At 66.2% G+C, this 17,268-nt stretch carries 15 protein-coding genes; 1 reads left to right on the plus strand and 14 read right to left on the minus strand.

What is annotated here, in order from left to right; all coding sequences use genetic code 11:
* Positions 1-56 precede the first annotated feature (56 nt).
* The 10 genes from LOC60_RS03235 to LOC60_RS03280 form a co-directional block, all read right to left on the minus strand.
* Positions 57-2,015, minus strand: a complete 1,959-nt coding sequence (locus tag LOC60_RS03235; protein WP_230021919.1) for an NHL domain-containing thioredoxin family protein — start codon at positions 2,013-2,015, stop codon at positions 57-59.
* Positions 2,015-4,225 carry a cytochrome c oxidase assembly protein gene (locus LOC60_RS03240; protein ID WP_442860364.1) on the minus strand — a complete coding sequence of 737 codons (2,211 nt, stop codon included), beginning with the start codon at positions 4,223-4,225 and terminating at the stop codon, positions 2,015-2,017. The genes LOC60_RS03235 and LOC60_RS03240 overlap by 1 nt, the downstream gene beginning before the upstream one ends.
* Positions 4,226-4,441: 216 nt before the next feature.
* Positions 4,442-4,729 (minus strand): HU family DNA-binding protein, encoded by a 288-nt coding sequence (locus tag LOC60_RS03245; protein WP_269440137.1) that lies wholly within the window; start codon positions 4,727-4,729, stop codon positions 4,442-4,444.
* Positions 4,730-5,984: 1,255 nt separating this feature from the next.
* A complete protein-coding gene (rpsN, locus tag LOC60_RS03250) occupies positions 5,985-6,290 on the minus strand; it encodes a 30S ribosomal protein S14 (protein WP_227919276.1) in 306 nt (101 codons plus the stop codon).
* 2 nt (positions 6,291-6,292) lie between these two features.
* On the minus strand, positions 6,293-6,460 hold the full coding sequence (rpmG, locus tag LOC60_RS03255; RefSeq protein ID WP_227919278.1) for a 50S ribosomal protein L33: 168 nt from the start codon (positions 6,458-6,460) through the stop codon (positions 6,293-6,295).
* Positions 6,460-6,696, minus strand: coding sequence for a 50S ribosomal protein L28 (gene rpmB, locus LOC60_RS03260; RefSeq protein WP_146360594.1), 237 nt, complete (start codon positions 6,694-6,696; stop codon positions 6,460-6,462). Before rpmB ends, rpmG begins: the two co-directional genes overlap by 1 nt.
* Positions 6,697-7,070: 374 nt before the next feature.
* Entirely contained in the window at positions 7,071-8,213 is a 1,143-nt protein-coding gene (locus LOC60_RS03265) for a glucose-1-phosphate adenylyltransferase family protein (RefSeq protein ID WP_230021950.1), read from the minus strand.
* A 99-nt stretch (positions 8,214-8,312) separates the two neighbouring features.
* Positions 8,313-8,807: a MarR family winged helix-turn-helix transcriptional regulator gene (locus LOC60_RS03270; protein WP_230021952.1), complete on the minus strand. Its 495-nt coding sequence runs from the start codon at positions 8,805-8,807 to the stop codon at positions 8,313-8,315.
* A gap of 142 nt (positions 8,808-8,949) precedes the next feature.
* Complete coding sequence (locus tag LOC60_RS03275; RefSeq protein ID WP_230021954.1) at positions 8,950-10,548, minus strand: MFS transporter; 1,599 nt, start codon at positions 10,546-10,548, stop codon at positions 8,950-8,952.
* Positions 10,549-10,755: 207 nt separating this feature from the next.
* Positions 10,756-11,535: an SGNH/GDSL hydrolase family protein gene (locus LOC60_RS03280; RefSeq protein ID WP_230021957.1), complete on the minus strand. Its 780-nt coding sequence runs from the start codon at positions 11,533-11,535 to the stop codon at positions 10,756-10,758.
* A 130-nt stretch (positions 11,536-11,665) separates the two neighbouring features.
* On the opposite strand from LOC60_RS03280, the gene LOC60_RS03285 reads away from it, so the two are divergent.
* Positions 11,666-12,628: a diacylglycerol/lipid kinase family protein gene (locus tag LOC60_RS03285; RefSeq protein ID WP_230021960.1), complete on the plus strand. Its 963-nt coding sequence runs from the start codon at positions 11,666-11,668 to the stop codon at positions 12,626-12,628.
* Positions 12,629-12,715: 87 nt separating this feature from the next.
* Here LOC60_RS03285 and LOC60_RS03290 read toward each other — a convergent pair whose 3' ends face one another.
* The 4 genes from LOC60_RS03290 to LOC60_RS03305 all read right to left on the minus strand — a co-directional run bounded on the left by LOC60_RS03290 (position 12,716) and on the right by LOC60_RS03305 (position 17,225).
* Positions 12,716-13,711, minus strand: coding sequence for a M23 family metallopeptidase (locus LOC60_RS03290; RefSeq protein ID WP_230021962.1), 996 nt, complete (start codon positions 13,709-13,711; stop codon positions 12,716-12,718).
* A gap of 325 nt (positions 13,712-14,036) precedes the next feature.
* Positions 14,037-15,122 (minus strand): FecCD family ABC transporter permease, encoded by a 1,086-nt coding sequence (locus LOC60_RS03295; protein WP_230021964.1) that lies wholly within the window; start codon positions 15,120-15,122, stop codon positions 14,037-14,039.
* Positions 15,119-16,216 carry a FecCD family ABC transporter permease gene (locus tag LOC60_RS03300; RefSeq protein ID WP_230021966.1) on the minus strand — a complete coding sequence of 366 codons (1,098 nt, stop codon included), beginning with the start codon at positions 16,214-16,216 and terminating at the stop codon, positions 15,119-15,121. The genes LOC60_RS03295 and LOC60_RS03300 overlap by 4 nt, the downstream gene beginning before the upstream one ends.
* Complete coding sequence (locus LOC60_RS03305) at positions 16,200-17,225, minus strand: iron-siderophore ABC transporter substrate-binding protein (protein WP_230021968.1); 1,026 nt, start codon at positions 17,223-17,225, stop codon at positions 16,200-16,202. Before LOC60_RS03305 ends, LOC60_RS03300 begins: the two co-directional genes overlap by 17 nt.
* Positions 17,226-17,268: the final 43 nt, after the last annotated feature.

The following is a 17,268-nucleotide window of genomic DNA, read 5'->3' on the forward strand; positions in this document are numbered from 1 at the left end:
GCCTGAGCGGGTTAAGGGCAAAGTGGAGCCGGCGTGCCCCGTCCAGCCGGTGGTGCTTAGTCCAGGCCGCGCAGGTCCAGGACCAGCTCGGACTCGCCGTCCGCCTGCACCGCTACCGGAATCCCCCAGTCCTGCTGGTACATGTGGCAGGCTGCGTGGTCCGGGATCTCGCCGCCCGGTTCTCCGTCACAGGCCGCCGCACGGGCGGTGATGTGGAGGACGCCGTCCGTCACCGTGTCGGAAAGCACCAGCTCACGGGTCAGGCCCGTGGCCGTGCCGCCGCCGGAGACGAGCAGCCCCTCCGGCGATGCGGAGATTTTCAGCTGGGTGGGATCTCCCCAGCGGTCGTCGAGCTTCTGGCCCTTGGGAGCCGCAAAGCGCACGGCCAGGGACAGGGCACCGGCGCTGACGGCGGTCTTGGGCCGCTGCGTCTGCCGGGCGCCTTCATCCACGGACTGGGCTTCCTTCGGAATCGGCAGCCGGACCAGCTGGTGCCGGTTGGACTCGACCACAATCAGCAGCGGTTCGGCGGCGCTGCTGTCCACCAGCACGTCCGAAGGCTCGGAGAGTCCGCGGGCCAGGGTGGACACGGAGCCCGTCGCCGGGTCGTAGCGCCGCACAGCGCCGTTGTAGGTATCCGCTATGGCCACGGAGCCGTCCGGCAGCACGGCTACGCCCAGCGGGTGCTGCAGGCGGGCCACCGAGGCGTCGCCGTCGCGGAAGCCAAAGTCGAACAGGCCGGTCCCCACGGCGGTTTCCACCTGGACGCTTCCGCCGGTGCCGTCCAGGGTCAAACGGCGCAGGGCCGATGTTTCGGAATCGGCTACCCAGAGGTTGCCGTCACCGTCTTCGGCAAGGCCGGAGGACTGGGCGAACCAGGCTGCGGAGGCGCCGCCGTCGAGCAGGCCTTCAAGCCCGGTGCCGGCCAGGACCGCTACGGATCCGGTGACCGGATCGAAGCTGAAGATCTGGTGGGTGCCGGCCATGGCGATGACCAGCCGCTGCAGCTTCGAGGACCAGACCAGGTCCCACGGTGAGGACAGCGAAATGTTCAGCGGGTCGGCGCCGAGCAGATCGGAGGAATCGGAGGGGGCGCTGTCGTCCGCGGCCTCACCTGATCCGGCGGATGCTGCCCCCGCCTTGGTCTGGTTCCCGGCATCCAGCAGCCGCTGGACCCCGTTGCCGGCGATGGTCTGCACGGCACCGGTTGCGAGGTTCACGGAGCGCAGCCGGTGGTTGACCGTGTCCGCCACAACGACGTCGTACCCGGCCTTTTCCGCCACGTCCGCGGGCAGCAGGGCCACGCCCTGGGGTTCGTTGAACCGTGCCGTCCCGGCATCCCCGTCCTGCCATCCCTTGACGCCGTCACCGATGGTCCGGCGCACACCCGCAAGGTCCGCGTCCAGCTCCACGAGGCGGTGGTGGCCGGTGTCGGCAACCAGGAACGTCCCCCCGGGCAGTGCGGTTACCTTGCCGGGGAAGCGCAGGTCTCCGGCAGTTGGTTCTGCGGGAACGTAGGGGCCGTCACCGCGGTGCAGTGTCCCCTTGGCCTCGTGTTCCTCCACGAGTTCGGCCACAAGCGATTCCAGGCCCGCTGCGTGCCCTTCACCGGACAGGTGCGCCACGATGTACCCCTCGGGGTCCAGGACCACCAGGGTAGGCCAGGCACGGGCGGTGTAAGCCTGCCAGGTGAGCAGCTCCGGGTCGTCCAGCACGGGGTGGTGGATTTCGTAGCGCTCCACGGCGGCCGCCAGGGCCACCGGGTCCGCTTCGTGCTCGAACTTCGGGGAATGGACTCCCACTGTCACCAGCACGTCGGAGAACTTTTCCTCCAGGGGCCGAAGCTCGTCCAGCACGTGCAGGCAGTTGATGCAGCAGAAAGTCCAGAAATCCAGCAACACGATCTTGCCGCGGAGATCCTCCAGGTTCAGCTGCCGGCCGCCGGTGTTCAGCCAGTTGCGGCCCTCAAGCTCCGAGGCCCGCACCCGGTATCCGGCGCGCACGGTTCCAGTCATTAACGATCTCCTTGATCCGGGGTCCCGGCATCGCGTTGTGCCAGGTTTGCAAACATGTTGTTGTAAGCGGTCAGATCGGCGTCGTTATTCCGCTCGGCTGCGCGGTCCGAGCGCCGGGTCTCACGTGCGTCGCTCTTGGACCACTGGTAAGCCACGCCGATGGCTACGAAGAGGGTCGGGATTTCGCCGATTCCCCACATCAATGACCCGCCCAGCTGCTGGTCAGCCAGCGCCGAGAGTCCCCATTCCCGGCCCATGTTGCCGAAGTAGGAGGCCTGGATCAGCGCGGTGCCGCCCATCACCGCCACGCCGAAGAAGGCGTGGAAGGCCATGGTGGCGAGCAGGATCACCAGGCGCAGCGGGTACGGCGCGCGGCCGGGCAGCGGATCGATGCCGATCATCGTGAGGATGAAGATGTAGCCGGTAAGGAGGAAGTGCACCACCATCAGCTCGTGTCCAACGTGCTCGCGCAGAGCCAGGCCGAACAGGTCCGAGTAGTAGAAGATCACAATGGAACCGGCGAAGTTGACGGCTGCCACGATCGGGTTGGTGATGATCTTCGAGAAGCGCGAATGCACGCCGATGAGGATCCATTCGCGGATCCCCCGGGTGCCGTCCGTCCGGGGCCGCAGGGCTTTGAGCGCCAGCGTGACGGGCGCGCCGAGCACCAGGAACAGCGGAACCACCATGGTCAGGGCCATGTGCGCGAGCATGTGGGTGCTAAACAGGACCATGCCGTAGATCTGCGGCGCACCGCAGGTGATGTAGCCGAGGGCCAGCAGGCCGATGAGCCAGCAGGCCGTACGCAGGACCGGCCACTTGTCGCCGCGGCGGCGGACCCGCACCGCGCCGATCAGATAGGAGGTGGCCAGGGTCAGGATGACGGCCACCCAGAGCCAGTCCGGCCGCCACTCGGTCAGGTAACGTTCGGGGGTCAGCTCGGGCGGGAGGTCATAGCCGGTGAGGATGCGTGCCGGCGAGGCGTCCTGCGGGAGCTCTTCGGCGCGCGGCGGCGCGGTACGCCCCAGGGCAACGGCCACGCCGGACACTGCGCCCATGATGGCCAGTTCGACGGCGATGAGCTGCCAGAGCACCCTCCGGGCTGTCAGTCCGTCCTTGGGGGCAGCCGAACCGGCCGGCACCGGGGTGCGGGACGGGTTGGAGCCCGCCAGGCGGGGAATGATCCAGCTGCGGTGCATCAGCCCCAGGAAGCCCAGGAGCAGCGTCAGCCCGGCTTTGGTCAGGACGAGGCCTCCCCAGGGGGTTCCGAGCTGGTCCAGCGAGTTGATCCGCAGCGAAGCGTTAACGACGCCGGACAGGAACACCAGCGCGAAGGCGAAGCCCGCGAGGGCGGAGAACCGGGCCAGGACTACCCCGGTGATGGCACCAAGCTGCCGGGAGATCACCGCGAGGACAATGATTCCGCCGATCCACAGGCAGACACCCAGCAGGTGCAGTCCGATGGAGTTCACCGCGGCAGCGTGGTCATCGCCGCCTGCGGAGTGGCCGATCAACGCCGTGGGCAGCAGCGCCCCGACGGCGAGGACCAGGGTGAAGGCCAGCATGCCCAGAGACCGGACGCCGAAGGACAGTGCGGTGACTACGGCCGCGATAATGCTCACGGCCAGCCATGCCCGTCCCGTCGCGAAGTCCGTCAGGAAGGAAGCCAGTCCGTCGGTGTAGGTGGAGTCGGCGCTGAGCGGCAGGCCGGAAACATCCGAGTAGGTGAACACCATAACCGCCAGCGCGGACAGCGTCCAGGCGACGGCGGCAACCGAGGTCAGGTTCAGCGCCCGGGTGAACGCCGGATGCTCGGGCTCAGCCGCTGCCGGACGGCCGGAGGCGGATTTGCGGACCCGTTTAAAGTTAAGGCTTTTGGGCAGGATCGCCACGGCAAATACCAGCGAGCCGATCACGGCCGCCATGGAGATATTCTGTACGGCCTTCGCCGCAGGGAGGGCCCAGCGAGTCAGTGACCCCGGATCGCCCAGCTGCGAGGCCCCGGCCGCTCCCGTGAAAAGCAGGGCTGCCGCGAGGGAAATGAAAACGAGGGCACCGGCGGCTGCGAGCCAGCCATTACGCACTGCAGGAACCGGGTTGCCGGTCTCCCCTGCTGTGCTTGGGTCGCCCCCGTTGCCGCGCTGCGGAAGCAGCGAACTGCCGGCGGGGCGGTCGGTCTGGATTTTGACGGATTTTGGCACAATACCCATTCTCTACCCGCGGTAAAAATAGGGCCAATCATTGTTGCCGCCCTCACGGCTTTTCGGGGTGCAGCCCCGGTTAGCTGACCGTTCCGCGGCAATTGGTCCCGGAACGCGGGAGGGCCGGCATCCGTTCCGCGGCATATCAGCCGGAAACGCGGAAGGGCCGGCATCACAACGATGCCGGCCCTCTCAGTGCTGCGGCAGGTCTGCCGCGGCGTAATGCTACTTCTTGGTGGAGACAGCAGCCTTCAGCTTGGAGCCGGCGGTCAGCTTGACGCTGTGGCCTGCCGGGATCTGAATGGTTTCGCCGGTCTGCGGGTTGCGGCCCGTACGTGCAGCGCGGTCGGTGCGCTCAACTGCGAGCCAGCCCGGGATGGTGATCTTCTCGCCCTTGGCAACGGAGTCTACGAAGATGTCGAAGACGGCATCCAGCACGCCGTTGACTGCGGTCTGGCTGTTGCCGGACTTTTCTGCAACTGCGGCAACAAGTTCACTGCGGTTCATAGCCAATTTATGTCCTCCTGGACTCTGGGTAACTCGAGCGGATCGCGGATGCGAAACCGCCGCTGTTCGAAAACTTACCAGCTTGGACCCCCAACTCCCGCAAAAACCCCTGCATTTAGCGGATTTTTCCCGATTTTAGGACCGAAAAGTGGCTTTTTGTCCCCAAGAGCCGACTAACTCGCACGGAGGCCAGTCCCGTGCTACACGGTTGCCCGGGGGCGGGCATCACCAGCACCGGCACCTCCGCTGGAGGGGTCGTGTGCTGGCGTCCCACGCAGGGTTTCGAAGCTTTCGGAACCCTGCGGCTGGAGCGAGTTCCTTGGGAAGCGGGGCCCAGGGCGCGGGACTGCCTGCACCGGGCGGTTCCGATGTCCGGCGTCGAGCCTCGTGAGTGCAGTCTCCGGTCTCCGGAGTTCAGCATCTGCTGCACACTCAAGTGGCCGTAGCCCCGCCCATACCGATCTGGTGAGCAGGTAACGGGCTTATCCGACGGCCATAACCCCGTTATCTGCACACTAGATCGAGCCGAACCTAGAGTCGGATGGAATAGCCGGGAACTCCAGCACTGCATCCCAGTCGGGGGTGCTGGACTGGTTGACGTGCCCACTTCCGCAACAGCAGCACCAGCGGGTGGGAATTCCTGCTCGGCGCGGCCTTCCAGGTCCGGATTCGGGCGTTCCTACTGCAGCAAATGCTCATCGAGCAGAAGATGCTGCCTGACCGGGATGCAGAGCGCGTGAGCTGTCCACCAGATGCGGCCTGGCCGGGGGCAGAGAAGCCTCCTGTACAGCAGATGCTGCCTGGCCGGGGGCAGAGAAGCCTCCTGTACAGCAGATGCTGCTTGGCCGGGGCGCGGAGCGCATGAGCTGTACAGCAGATGCAGCTTGGCCGGGGCGGAGGAGCCCTCCTGTACAACAAATGCTGCCTGGCCGGGGCGCGGAGCGCATGAGCTGTACAGCAGATGCAGCTTGGCCGGGGCGGAGGAGCCCTCCTGTACAGCAGATGCGGCCTGTCCGGGGGCAGAGGAGCCCTCCTGTACAGCAGATGCTGCCTGGCCGGGGCGCAGAGCGCATGAGCTGTACGTTAGGCGCTTCCCCTGAGCGTCCTCCACCTGAGCCCCAGCCTCCGCCCCTGGAAAAGCTGGCCAGGACCGCAGCCGAGGGAAAGGCAACGGCAGAACCACCCATGCCGCAAACGCCCCTTAACAGCAAAAAGGACGGCCCCCGTAAGGGACCGTCCTTCTTGAAGCGGTAGGCAGTGCTTACCAGCTGGACTTCTTGATACCCGGCAGTTCGCCTGCGTGGGCCATGTTGCGGAAACGCACACGCGAGATACCGAACTTCTGGAGGGTACCGCGGGGGCGGCCGTCAATCTGGTCGCGGTTACGAAGGCGGACCGGGGAAGCGTTGCGCGGAAGCTTCTGCAGGCCGAGGCGTGCAGCTTCGCGGGCTTCGTCGGTAGCGTTTGCGTCGACCAGGGTCTTCTTCAGTTCGAGGCGCTTGGCAGCGTAGCGCTCAACAATAACCTTGCGCTGCTCGTTGCGGGCAATCTTGGACTTCTTTGCCATTCTTAGCGCTCCTCACGGAAATCGACGTGCTGGCGGATCTTGGGATCGTACTTCTTCAGAACCATACGATCCGGATCGTTGCGACGGTTCTTGCGAGTTACGTAGGTGTAGCCGGTGCCCGCAGTGGACTTCAGCTTGATGATCGGACGTACGTCCTTGTCCTTAGCCACTACAGCTTCACACCCTTCGCGATCAGGTCGGTAACAACAGCGTCGATGCCGCGGATGTCAATCGTCTTGATGCCGCGTGCAGAAACCTGCAGCGTCACGTTGCGACGCAGGGACGGAACCCAGTAGCGCTTCTTCTGAATATTCGGGTCGAACCGACGCTTGTTGCGGCGGTGCGAGTGCGAAATGCTGTGACCAAAGCCGGGGATGGCTCCGGTTACCTGGCAGTAAGCTGCCATGATCTCTCCTCCAGTTGTAGTAAATATGACGGTCCTCAAAAAACAGACACAAGGCGGAAGCGCCTAAGCACCTGCCATAAAGAGCGTCCCGCCACCAGTTTTGACACCGTTATTACTGCGACTTTCCGGAGGTTAACCTGGCGGGGTGAGATCCAGCCGAAGTGCCTCGCCGCGGGGAAGACGGTGAAGTTCAGGCAGCCGAACGGGAGAACCCGGCTCGACAGCCTTCAATTCTAGGTTTATACGGGTGGCCGTGCAAATGCTCCCCTGCCCGCGCGAAGCGGAACAGGTTAACACACACACGACTTAACGCCTCTCTATCCTAGGGCCAACGGGCGTTTCGTTCAAACTCGGAGGTACGTGCGTGCCGGGTATCACGACGACGGCGCATCCACCTTTGAATCGCGTCCCACCACTGCCACGCCGTTTTCGGGATCCAGCTCCGCGCCGTCCAGTTTCCGCCCGCCGCCGATCACCGTTGTGGAGTCCACAACCAGGTTTGCGATGCGCGCTCCGGACCGGACCACCACACCGTCCAGCAGCACGCAGGAATCCACTTCGGCACCGGCCTCGACCACGGCCCCGGCACTGAGGACACTGCGGCGGACGCTGCCCTCGACCCGGGCACCGGGAGACAGCAGGCTCTCCACGGCAACACCGTCCGGCCCGACATAGGCCGGCAGCCGCCGCGGGCTGGCGGAAAGGATCGGCCACTGCGGATCATCGAAGTCCAGGCCGTTGCCCTCAATCAGGTCCAGGTGCGCCTGGTGGTAGCTGCGCGGCGTACCCATGTCCCGCCAATACCCCGGCAGACGGTATTCCAGTACCTTTTCCTGCTCCACCAGGTACGGAATGAGCTGGTCTCCGTAATCCTCGAGCTGACCATCCCGCTTCACCAGGGTTTCCAATGCGTTCAGCAGGACATCGGTCTCATACAGGAAGATTTCCGCCGCCACCAGGTCCGTCTTGGGATCCTGGGGCTTGTACTCGAATCCGGTCACCAGCCCGTCGGTCACCTCGACCACCCCGTGGTCGCCGGGATTGTTGTTGATCTTCGTGGTGACCAGGGTCAGGGCAGCCCCGTTTTCCTGATGGGCCTCGACGACGTCGCGGTAGTCCAGGCGGTAGAGATGGTCGGCGCTGAGCACCAGGACGAGGTCCGGGTTGAATTCCCGGATGTAATCCACCTGGCGGTACAGGGCGTCGGCATTGCCCTGGGCGAAGCCTTCGCCGTTCCCGCCCTGGAAGGGCGGGAGTACCCGCAGTCCGCCCTGGGTCCGGTCCAGGTCCCAGGGCCGGCCGCTGACCAGCTGGTCATTGAGGGACTGGGGCTTGTACTGCTCCACAATCCACACGTCGCCAAAGCCGCTGTTGTGCAGGTTGGAGAGGGAAATATCGATCAGGTTGTAGGACCCGGCAACCGGGATGGCCGGTTTCGCCCGGTGATCCGTCAAGCTGCCCAACCGCCCGCCGGCACCGCCGGCGAGGATGACGGTCAGGATTCGGGGTACGCGCATGCTGTGGTGCCTCTCATCGTGCCGTGGAAGTCGTTGCGTTAATCCGCATGTACCACGCTAACAAGGGCAGGCACCCGGAGGACAAGTTGACTAATGGCGCTACGGTGCCTCGTTGGGCCCCAGAATCCCGTTGCACGGGTCGAGGCGGGCGAGTATCTTCTTCCCCACGCGTTCCAGGTCGGCGACATCCTTTTCGGTGAGGCAGTCGAAGACCGCCTTCCGGACCGACTCCACATGTTCAGGGGCCAGCGCCTCGAGGGCTGCCATGCCCTCATCGGTCAGTGCCGCCGTCGTTACCCGGGCGTCGGTGGGCGAGGGCGTCCGGGACATCCAGCCGCGCTGCTCGAGTTTCTTCACCACATGGGAGAGCCGGGAGAGGGAGGCGTTGGACCGCGCGGCCAGCTCGCTCATGGGAAGGGCCCGGCCTTCGGCCTCGGAAACCATGGCCAGGACGTGGTAATCGAAGAGGGTGATCCGCGCACGGCGGAACAGGTCGGCGTCGAGCGCCGCCGGGAGGAGACCGGATACGGCATACAGTGCCAGCCAGGCCTGCCGCTCCGGAGCGCTTAGCCAACGCGGGGCGTCTTCGGTCATGCCGGCCTCCTCTCGTCAAAGCTTTACCGTTCAATGATTGCAGGCTTACGCCGGCGCTCCAACCGGCACCCCGACAACAGAAGCCGACCGGACGTATGTCCGGCCGGCTTCTGGCAGGCGGTGTTGCTAGTGCGGTTGGCGCTTAGCGATTGGCGCCGGGCTCCATGCGGTTGCCAGCCGGGTCAACACTGTTGGGCTCGCTGGCGGGAGCCTGCTGGCTCCCCAGCGTGTCGAACGGCAGCGCGTCGACGTCGAGCAGCGGGTTCTTGTCCTGGCCGGCGACCAGTTCGTGTGCCTCGGCGTGGGTGTCCACGCTCGGCATGGAACCGGGCATCGGCCGCTTGGCGGATTCCTTCATGAAGACGACGGCGATGGCACCGGCCACGGAGGTGAACATCAGCCAGTACGCCGGCGCCATGTCATTGTCCGTGAGGGTGATCAGGCCCTGCATGATCAACGGAGCAGTACCGCCGAAGATGGCGGTGGCAAGGTTGTAGGAGATACCCATGGCCCCGTAGCGGCTGGAGGTCTGGAACAGGGAGGGCAGCGTGGCGGCCAGGTTACCCACATAGAAGGTCACCGGGACGGCGAGCAGCAGCAGGCCCAGCAGCGTAGTGGCAACCGGTCCCTGGTCAATCAGCACAAAGGCAGGAACAGCCAGCACGATGGTGGATCCCGCACCGATCCACAACACGGGGCGGCGGCCGATCCGGTCCGACAGCTTACCGGCGAGCGGAATGCACAGGGCCATCAGCACCAGGACGGGGATAGTCAGCAGGGTGCCGTGGACCGGGTCGTAGCCCTTGGAATCGGTCAGGTATGACGGCATGTAGGACGTAAGCGCGTAGCCCACCGTGTTGACGGCGGCCACGAGGACCATGGCCAGCACGATCGGGCGCCAGTAGGCACGGAAAATTCCCATGGTGCCGAGGGAACCGGTTTCGTCACCGGCCTTGGCGCTGGCTTCCTGGGCGTCCATCGTGGCCTGGAAAGCCGGGGACTCCTCGATTTTCAGCCGGAAGTAGATAGCGATGATGCCCAGCGGTCCCGCAATGAGGAAGGGAATGCGCCAGCCCCAGCCCAACATGTCGGACTCGGAGAGCAGCAGCTGCATCACCGAAACGACGGCGGCACCCAGGGCAAAGCCCATGTAGCTGCCCAGATCCAGGATGCTGGCCAGGAAGCCGCGCCGCTTGTCGGAGGCGTATTCCGAGACGAAGGTGGTGGCACCGGCGTACTCGCCGCCGGTAGAGAAGCCCTGCAGCAGCTTCATAAGCACCAGCAGGATCGGAGCCCAGATGCCGATGGTGTTGTAGCTGGGCAGCAGGCCGATGGCAAAAGTGGAAGCGGCCATCATGATCAGCGTGATGGCGAGGGTTTTCTGCCGGCCGATGCGGTCGCCGAGGCGTCCGAAGACGACGCCGCCCAGCGGGCGGGCGATGAAGGTGGCTGCGAAGACGCCGAGGCTGAAGAGCAGCTGCGCGTCCTTGTCGGCGTCGGACAAGAAGACGGCACCCATGGTGACGGCGAGGTAGCCGTACACACCGACGTCGAACCATTCCATGGTGTTGCCGACGACGGTTCCGCCGACGGCCTTCTTCATCATGGTTTTGTCGACGACGTTGACATCGTCCACCTCGAGGCGGCGGCGCCGCAGGTGGGGCCTGCGGATCTTACGGGCCGCCTGTGCGGACGGTGAATCCGGGGTTCCGGAAGCGTGGGGCGGTGCATCTTTCGACATGTGGGCCTTCCCTCGATAGACGTCGGCTGCTGGAGACAAAAGCAACCACCCGAGCACCACACGGTGCCGGGCGACATACAAGTTTAGGAAAGGCACGGCGCATCCACCGAATCGGGGAAGCGGATTTTCCGCGTCAGGGCAGGGACTAAGGCCGGTTTTGGTATATAAACACCGAACTTGCCGGGGGCGATGTGATTTACCGCACGCCTACTGCTGGGAGGGCAGGATCGGCTGCGTCAGCTCGGGATACCGGGGCTTGAGGTTGTCCCCGGAAGAAACGCCCCGGAGCCGGCGGCTCACCCACGGGCCGAGGTATTCGCGGGCCCACTGGGCATCCCGCCGAAGCTGTTCCACCCGGTTGCGGGCGGGCTGCTCCTCCAGTTCCGGGGTATCAATGGCATCGGTGCCGCGGAGCACTTCCAGCACCTTCTTGGCGGTAAGCATGTGTCCGGCCGGGGACATGTGCAGCCGGTCCACTGCCCAGTACCGCTCATCCTGGAGGTTTTTCATCCGCCAGTAGTCCACCAGCACGGCGTCGTTCTTCTCCACTGCCTCGCGCACCAGTTCGTTGTAGATGGCGGTGCGTCCGCGGGTGCGCCCGAAGACCGGGGAGTTGCCGGAATCGAATCCCGTGAAGACCAGCACCGCGGCACCGCTGGAGCACAGCTTGGCAATCCCGGCGTCGTAGGCGGCCACAATGGCGTCAATGTCCACCTTGGGACGCAGGATGTCGTTGCCGCCGGCATAGATGGTGACGAGGGTGGGTGACAGGGCGATGGCAGCATCCACCTGCTCGTTCAGGACCTGGTGCAGCTTCTTGCCGCGGATGGCGAGGTTCGCATACCCCCAGGAACTGTCGGCCAGCACCAGCTGCTCGGCCACGCGGTCCGCCCAGCCGCGCACGCCGTTGGGGCGGGACTCGTCCTCATCCCCCACGCCTTCCGTAAAAGAATCACCCAGGGCCACGTATCGCTGCTTAAAAGTCACCACCTCAGATTACAAGCTTCTTCGAACAGCCCGCGTTCAAACCGGCAGCCACCGCAGCCTCCGCAGATCCACCCGCCGGGCTAGACTCAGAGCCGGAACAAAAAGTTCGCATACTTACGATAAGGACACCATGACCAGCCCAGCCACCCAGCCGCGCCAACGTGCCGCCGTCATTGTGAACCCCATTAAGAAGACGGACTTTGACGTCCGGGTGCGGGTGGCTGAAATCTGCGCCGACGAAGGCTGGGACGAGCCGCTGTTCTTCGACACCGAGGAAGCGGATCCGGGACACTCCATGGCCCGCAAGGCCATGGAGGCCGGCGTCGACCTGGTGATTGCCGCCGGCGGCGACGGAACCGTACGCTGCGTTGCCGCTGAGCTGGCCGGCACCTCGTTCCCCATGGGCCTGCTGCCCCTGGGCACGGGCAACCTGCTGGCGCGGAACCTGGACATCGGCGTCGATGACCCGGAGCAGGCGGTCCGCGCCGCCCTGAACGGAACCGAGCGGCGCATCGACGTCGTCCACGTGACCGTTGACGAAGCAGTGGACAGCGACACCTTCCTGGTGATGGCCGGGCTGGGTTACGACGCCGGCATGATGGCGGATACCAAGGACACACTCAAGGACAAGATCGGCTGGCTGGCGTACGTTGACGCCGGCATCCGGAACCTTCCCGGCAAACCCGTGAAGACCACCATCTCGATCGACGGCGGCAAGCCGATCCACCGCCGGCTCCGCAGCGTCATGGGCGGAAACTGCGGCAAGATCACCGGCGGGCTGGAGATCTTCCCCGGCGCCCGCCTCGACGACGGCCTGCTGGACATCCTGACCCTGGCACCCAAGGGCAAGCTGGGCTGGGTTGGTGTGGTGACCGGTCTGCTGCGCCGCGGCAAGGGCAGCAGCACCGCCGTGGAGTACTACCAGTGCAAGCGGGCCGAGGTGTGGACCGAGTCCCCGCTGGACTTCGAAATGGACGGCGACCATCTGGGCAACGCCACCCACATCCTCTTCGAGATGGACGCGAACGCCCTGCGGATCCGGATGCCCCACGGCAAGAAGGACCCGGCGGTCCTCACCAACCCGGTGCCGTAGCCCTTTTCGGGGCCGCCTGCGGGCCGGCCGCTGTAGCGCGGCCGCCTGCGGGTCTGCCGGTTGCAGCGGCCGCTGTAGCGCGGCCGGTTACAGCCAGCCCATCGGGTCTTCGTAGTTCCCGTGGCGCAGCACCTCAAAGTGCAGGTGCGGTCCGGTGGAGGCGCCGGTGCTGCCGATTCCGCCGACCACGGCGCCGGCGTCCACCGGCTGACCCACACTCACATCGATGCTGTGGAGATGGTTGTAGGTGGTCTGCACGCCGTCCCCGTGGTCGACGACCACGCGCAGCCCTCCGCCGCCGGTGGTATGCCAGCCGGCCTCGGTGACGGTCCCGCCAAGCATGGCCTTCACGGGAGTCCCGGTCACCGCGCCGAAATCCGTTCCGGTGTGGAATTCCAGGGCCCCCGGCGCCAGCGGATTGTTCCGGTAGCCGAACGGAGATGTGAGCACCATGTCATCCACCGGCGAAACAGGTTCCTGGACCGGTTCGGGGACCGGCTCCGGAGCGGGTTCGGCGGCAGTTTCAGCGGCAGCCGGTTCGGCATCCGGTGCCGGCCCGGATGCCGCGGGCTCCGGGGCGCCGCCGTCGTCCGCCGAGCCGCCGTCGGGCGCGTCTCCGCCCTGGGCGCCGGCCACCTCGCTGACCACCACCTGGCGTTCAATCTGCAGGTCCGGGTCGACTGAGCCGGAGGTGCCGGTGATAAGCCCGCCGAGAGCGACGGCGGCGGCAACGGACAACGCGCCGCCCCGCCGGTTGGGGGTGTCGTGTTCTTCAATCCAGTTCCTGGTGGAGGCACCCAGCTCCCTGGTGCGGGAACCCAGGTCCCTGCCCGCCCTGCTGCCCAGCTCTGCAGCCCGGGCACGGAGTGTTCCGGCGTGCGTGCGCAGGTTCTCCGCGTGGACCCGCAGGCTTTCAGCGGAGGTGCGGAGATCAAGGGGTTTTCGGTCGGGTGCAGGCTCCCCCGAAGGGCGCCGTTCCACCCGCGCCACCGTCCAGTCCCGGGCATTGGCGAGTGCGCGGAGCCAGGCCGGGGAATCGGGGGCTTTCTTTGAACGTGCGGAGTCTAAAAAGTGCTCGGTCAACAGTCACCTCAGTGTGCGTTGGTCAAGGACTCTTCTGTGATTGGCGGACATTCTGCCGTCCGCTGTGTTCCGGGCCCGGGCAGCCTTCACCGGGTCCCTCGGATATTACGAGCCGAAGGAATCGACCATGCCCGCGGAACACTTCCGGTCCGCCGAACAGCACTCCGGCCCGTTTTTAATTTTAAGAACCGGCAGGGCCGCCGTCCGCTCTTTGTGGCCAATCCCAACTCCCCCGGTGACCTGCGACCGGCACCCCTGTGTCCGCCGTCTCGAACTCCCGGCGGTCACCGGGGGTGCTGCGCAGAGCAGCACCCGCTTACCCGGCTCAGAGCACGCCCTTCCGTGCCTCCCCGAACAACAGGTAACCCAGGTAGAGGCTACCCAGGGCCGCAGTGAAGATGCCCACGGGCAGGGCTGCACCAATGTCGATCTGCTGCACCGTGAAGTCGGACAGGGTCAGCACCAGTGCCCCCACCAGCGCCGGGGCAACAACCCCGGGCGAGGACACTCCGAGCAGGCGCAGGGCGATCTGCGGGGCAACCAGGGCCACGAAGGCCACGGGTCCGCAGACGCTGACAGCCACGGCTGCCATCACCACGGCCAGGAGGATGGCAATCGTGCGGGTACGGGCCACCCGGACGCCGAGCGCCTCGGCCATGTCATCGCCGAGCGACACCACGTTCAGCTGCCGCTGCAGTGCCGCGGCAGCCGGCAGCACCAGTACCAGCGCGACGCCGAGCGTCGCCACATGGGACCAGGAGCGGGACGCCAGGGATCCGTTGAGGTAGAAGGCCAGCGTCTGCGCCTGCTGTTCACCCACGGTCGTCATGGCCAGCGAGGTCAATGCCGTCGCTACGGCGGATACGCCGATCCCGGCCACAATCAGCTTCCCCGGACGCGCGAAGCCACGGCCCGTGCTGACCCAGACCAGGCCCACGGCGATGGCCCCGCCCAGGATCGCGGCGATCGGCACCGGTACGTAGCCCGGCCAAAGCGTGGTGGCGGCGGCGCCGGCAGCCGCTCCGCTGGTCAGTCCAACCACCTCGGGGCTTCCCAACGGGTTGCGGGTAACCGTCTGGAAAAGGGATCCGGCCACACCGAAGGCAATACCCGCGCCCACGGCGGTCAGGAAGCGCGGGCCGCGCAGCCGCTCGAGCACAAAGGAAGCGCTTCCCTCCGGTGGTGACACGGCGAGGCCGAACAACTCGCGCCAGGTCAGCCCCAGGTCCCCGGCGGTCAACGTGAACGCTCCCACCAGGAGTACTGCAGCTGTCAGAAGAAGGGAAACCAGGACGCTGCGCCCGCGGTACCGGAAGCTCACGCGCTTTCCCACACGGAAGGTCCGGGACCCGGACGCGGTGCGGAGACGGGACGCGGTGCGGAGACCGGACGCGGTGCGGGGACCGCTCATGCCACTGCCCGCATCCGGCGCACGGCCAGGATCAGCAGCGGTGCACCCAGCAGGGCGGTGATAACGCCGGTCAGCATCTCCCCCGGCTGTGCGACGAGCCGACCGGCAACGTCTGCGAACAACAGCAGCGCAGGACCGACGACGGCGCTCAGGACCAGCAGCCAGCGGTGATCCGGGCCGGTGAAGCTCCGCACGATATGCGGCACGGCAAGGCCGACAAAGCCAATGGGTCCGACGGCGGCCGTCGCCGACGCGCAGAGTACTGCGGCGGCAAGTGCACCGGTGATTTTGGTTGTCTGCGGCCGCAGGCCAAGCGAAGCTGCTGCCTCCTCCCCCAAGGCGAGGGCGTTCAGGGACCGGCTGGTGGCGAGGGCTGCAGCCAGCCCCACCAGGAAGAACGGAAGGACGTCATAGGCCTGCTCCATCGTCCTTCCACTGAGTGATCCCACGGCCCAGAACCGGTACATGGTGAACACATCGGGCCGGGTCAGGGCGATGGCCTGGATAAAGGACATCAGCACCGCGGAAATCACCGTGCCGGCCAGGACCAAACGCACGGGCGTCGAGCCGCGCCGCCCGGACGCCAGTACATACACCACCAGCACGGTGAGCAGGGCCCCCGGGAGGGCAACCCAGACATTCGCGCTGGTGGCACCAAGACCGAAAAAAGCCATCCCCGTAACCATGGCAGCGGCGGCACCGGCGTTCACGCCCAGGATCCCGGGATCGGCCAGGGGGTTCCGGGTCAGGCCCTGCATAATCACGCCGGCCACGGCCAGGGCGGCGCCCGCGATCAGGCCAAGGACGGTCCGCGGCACCCGGCTGGCCACGACGTCGTCGGCGTAGGTGCTGCCCGTGCCGGTGATTTCGGTCCACAGGGACGCTGCGACCTCCGTGGGGCCCAGTTGATGGGCGCCGACGGCCAGGCTGGTGACGACGGCGAGGAGCAGCACACCCAGCCCGGCGGCCAGCAGCGCCGTCCCGCGCCCGGCGCCCAGCAGCGGACGCCGAAGAGCGGCCGGTGCATCCGCACCGGCCGCTCCCTGGTGGCCGGCTTCCGCCGGAACCAGGCCCGAACTAGTCGACCTTGGCAACTGCTTCTTCGATCATCGGCTCAAACCGATCCAGTACCCACGGAACGCTGAGCGGCGTCAGGAAGCTGGACGCCATGCCGACCTGGCGGTCCAGGCTGCGCACCACGGAACCGCGTTCGACGGCCGGGATCTGCGCGAACAGCCGCTGCTCTTCGGTGCGCTGCTGTTCGGCTTCGTCGTTGTACCAGGTGAACAGCACGTCGACGTCGTCCAGTTTGCCCGCGCTCTCCAGTCCCAGATCCGAGGTGAAGCTTCCCTCGCTCGAGGGGATGTCCTGGACCTCGGGAGCCACGGTCATGCCCAGGGCGGTGAGGATGTCCACCCGCGCGTCGCCCTCGTTGTAGAGCACCAGGGAACCGGGTGCACCGCCGCCCCAGACGTAGGCGAAGGTCTTCCCGGCGAACTCGGGATGCTCCGCGGCGCTGTCCGCCAGGGCCTGTCCGATGCCGTCAACTGCGTCCTCGGCCGCATCGGGTTCGCCCAGGGCCTTGCCGATGAGCGAGATCTGGTCATCCCACTTGATGTTCCACGCCTGCTCGGGATAGGCCACGGTGGGGGCGAGGTCGTTGAGGATATCGAAGTCCTCCTGGGTGATGCCGGAGTTCGGGGCCAGGATCAGGTCCGGCTCCAGGGCAACAATGGCGTCAATGTCAATGTCGGTGCCTCCGGTGAAAGTAGCGGGGAAATCGTCTCCGCGCTCCTCGATGGCTTCGCTTACCCACGGGTAGTTGCCGTGCTCATCGTTGCCCCAGGTCACCTCTTCTACGCCCACCGGTGTGGTGCCCAGCGCGACGGCGGTGTCCGCCGAGCCCCAGCCGATGGTGACCACGCGTTCGGGCTTCTTCTCGATGACGGCCTCGCCCAGGGCGGAGTCGATGGTCACCGGGAATTGCTCCGACGCCGTTTCACCCGATTCGGGTGCCGTGCTGTCTGCGGCATCGCTGCCGCAGCCGCTCAGTGCCAGCAGGACCGCCGGCACCGCCAGCAGGGCGATCGGAGCTCTTTTCATGGTTTTTCCTCTCAGAAGGACCGGCCCGCCATCTGGCGGACCG

The sequence above is a fragment of the Arthrobacter sp. zg-Y769 genome (assembly GCF_020907405.1).
Lineage (GTDB): Bacteria > Actinomycetota > Actinomycetes > Actinomycetales > Micrococcaceae > Arthrobacter_B.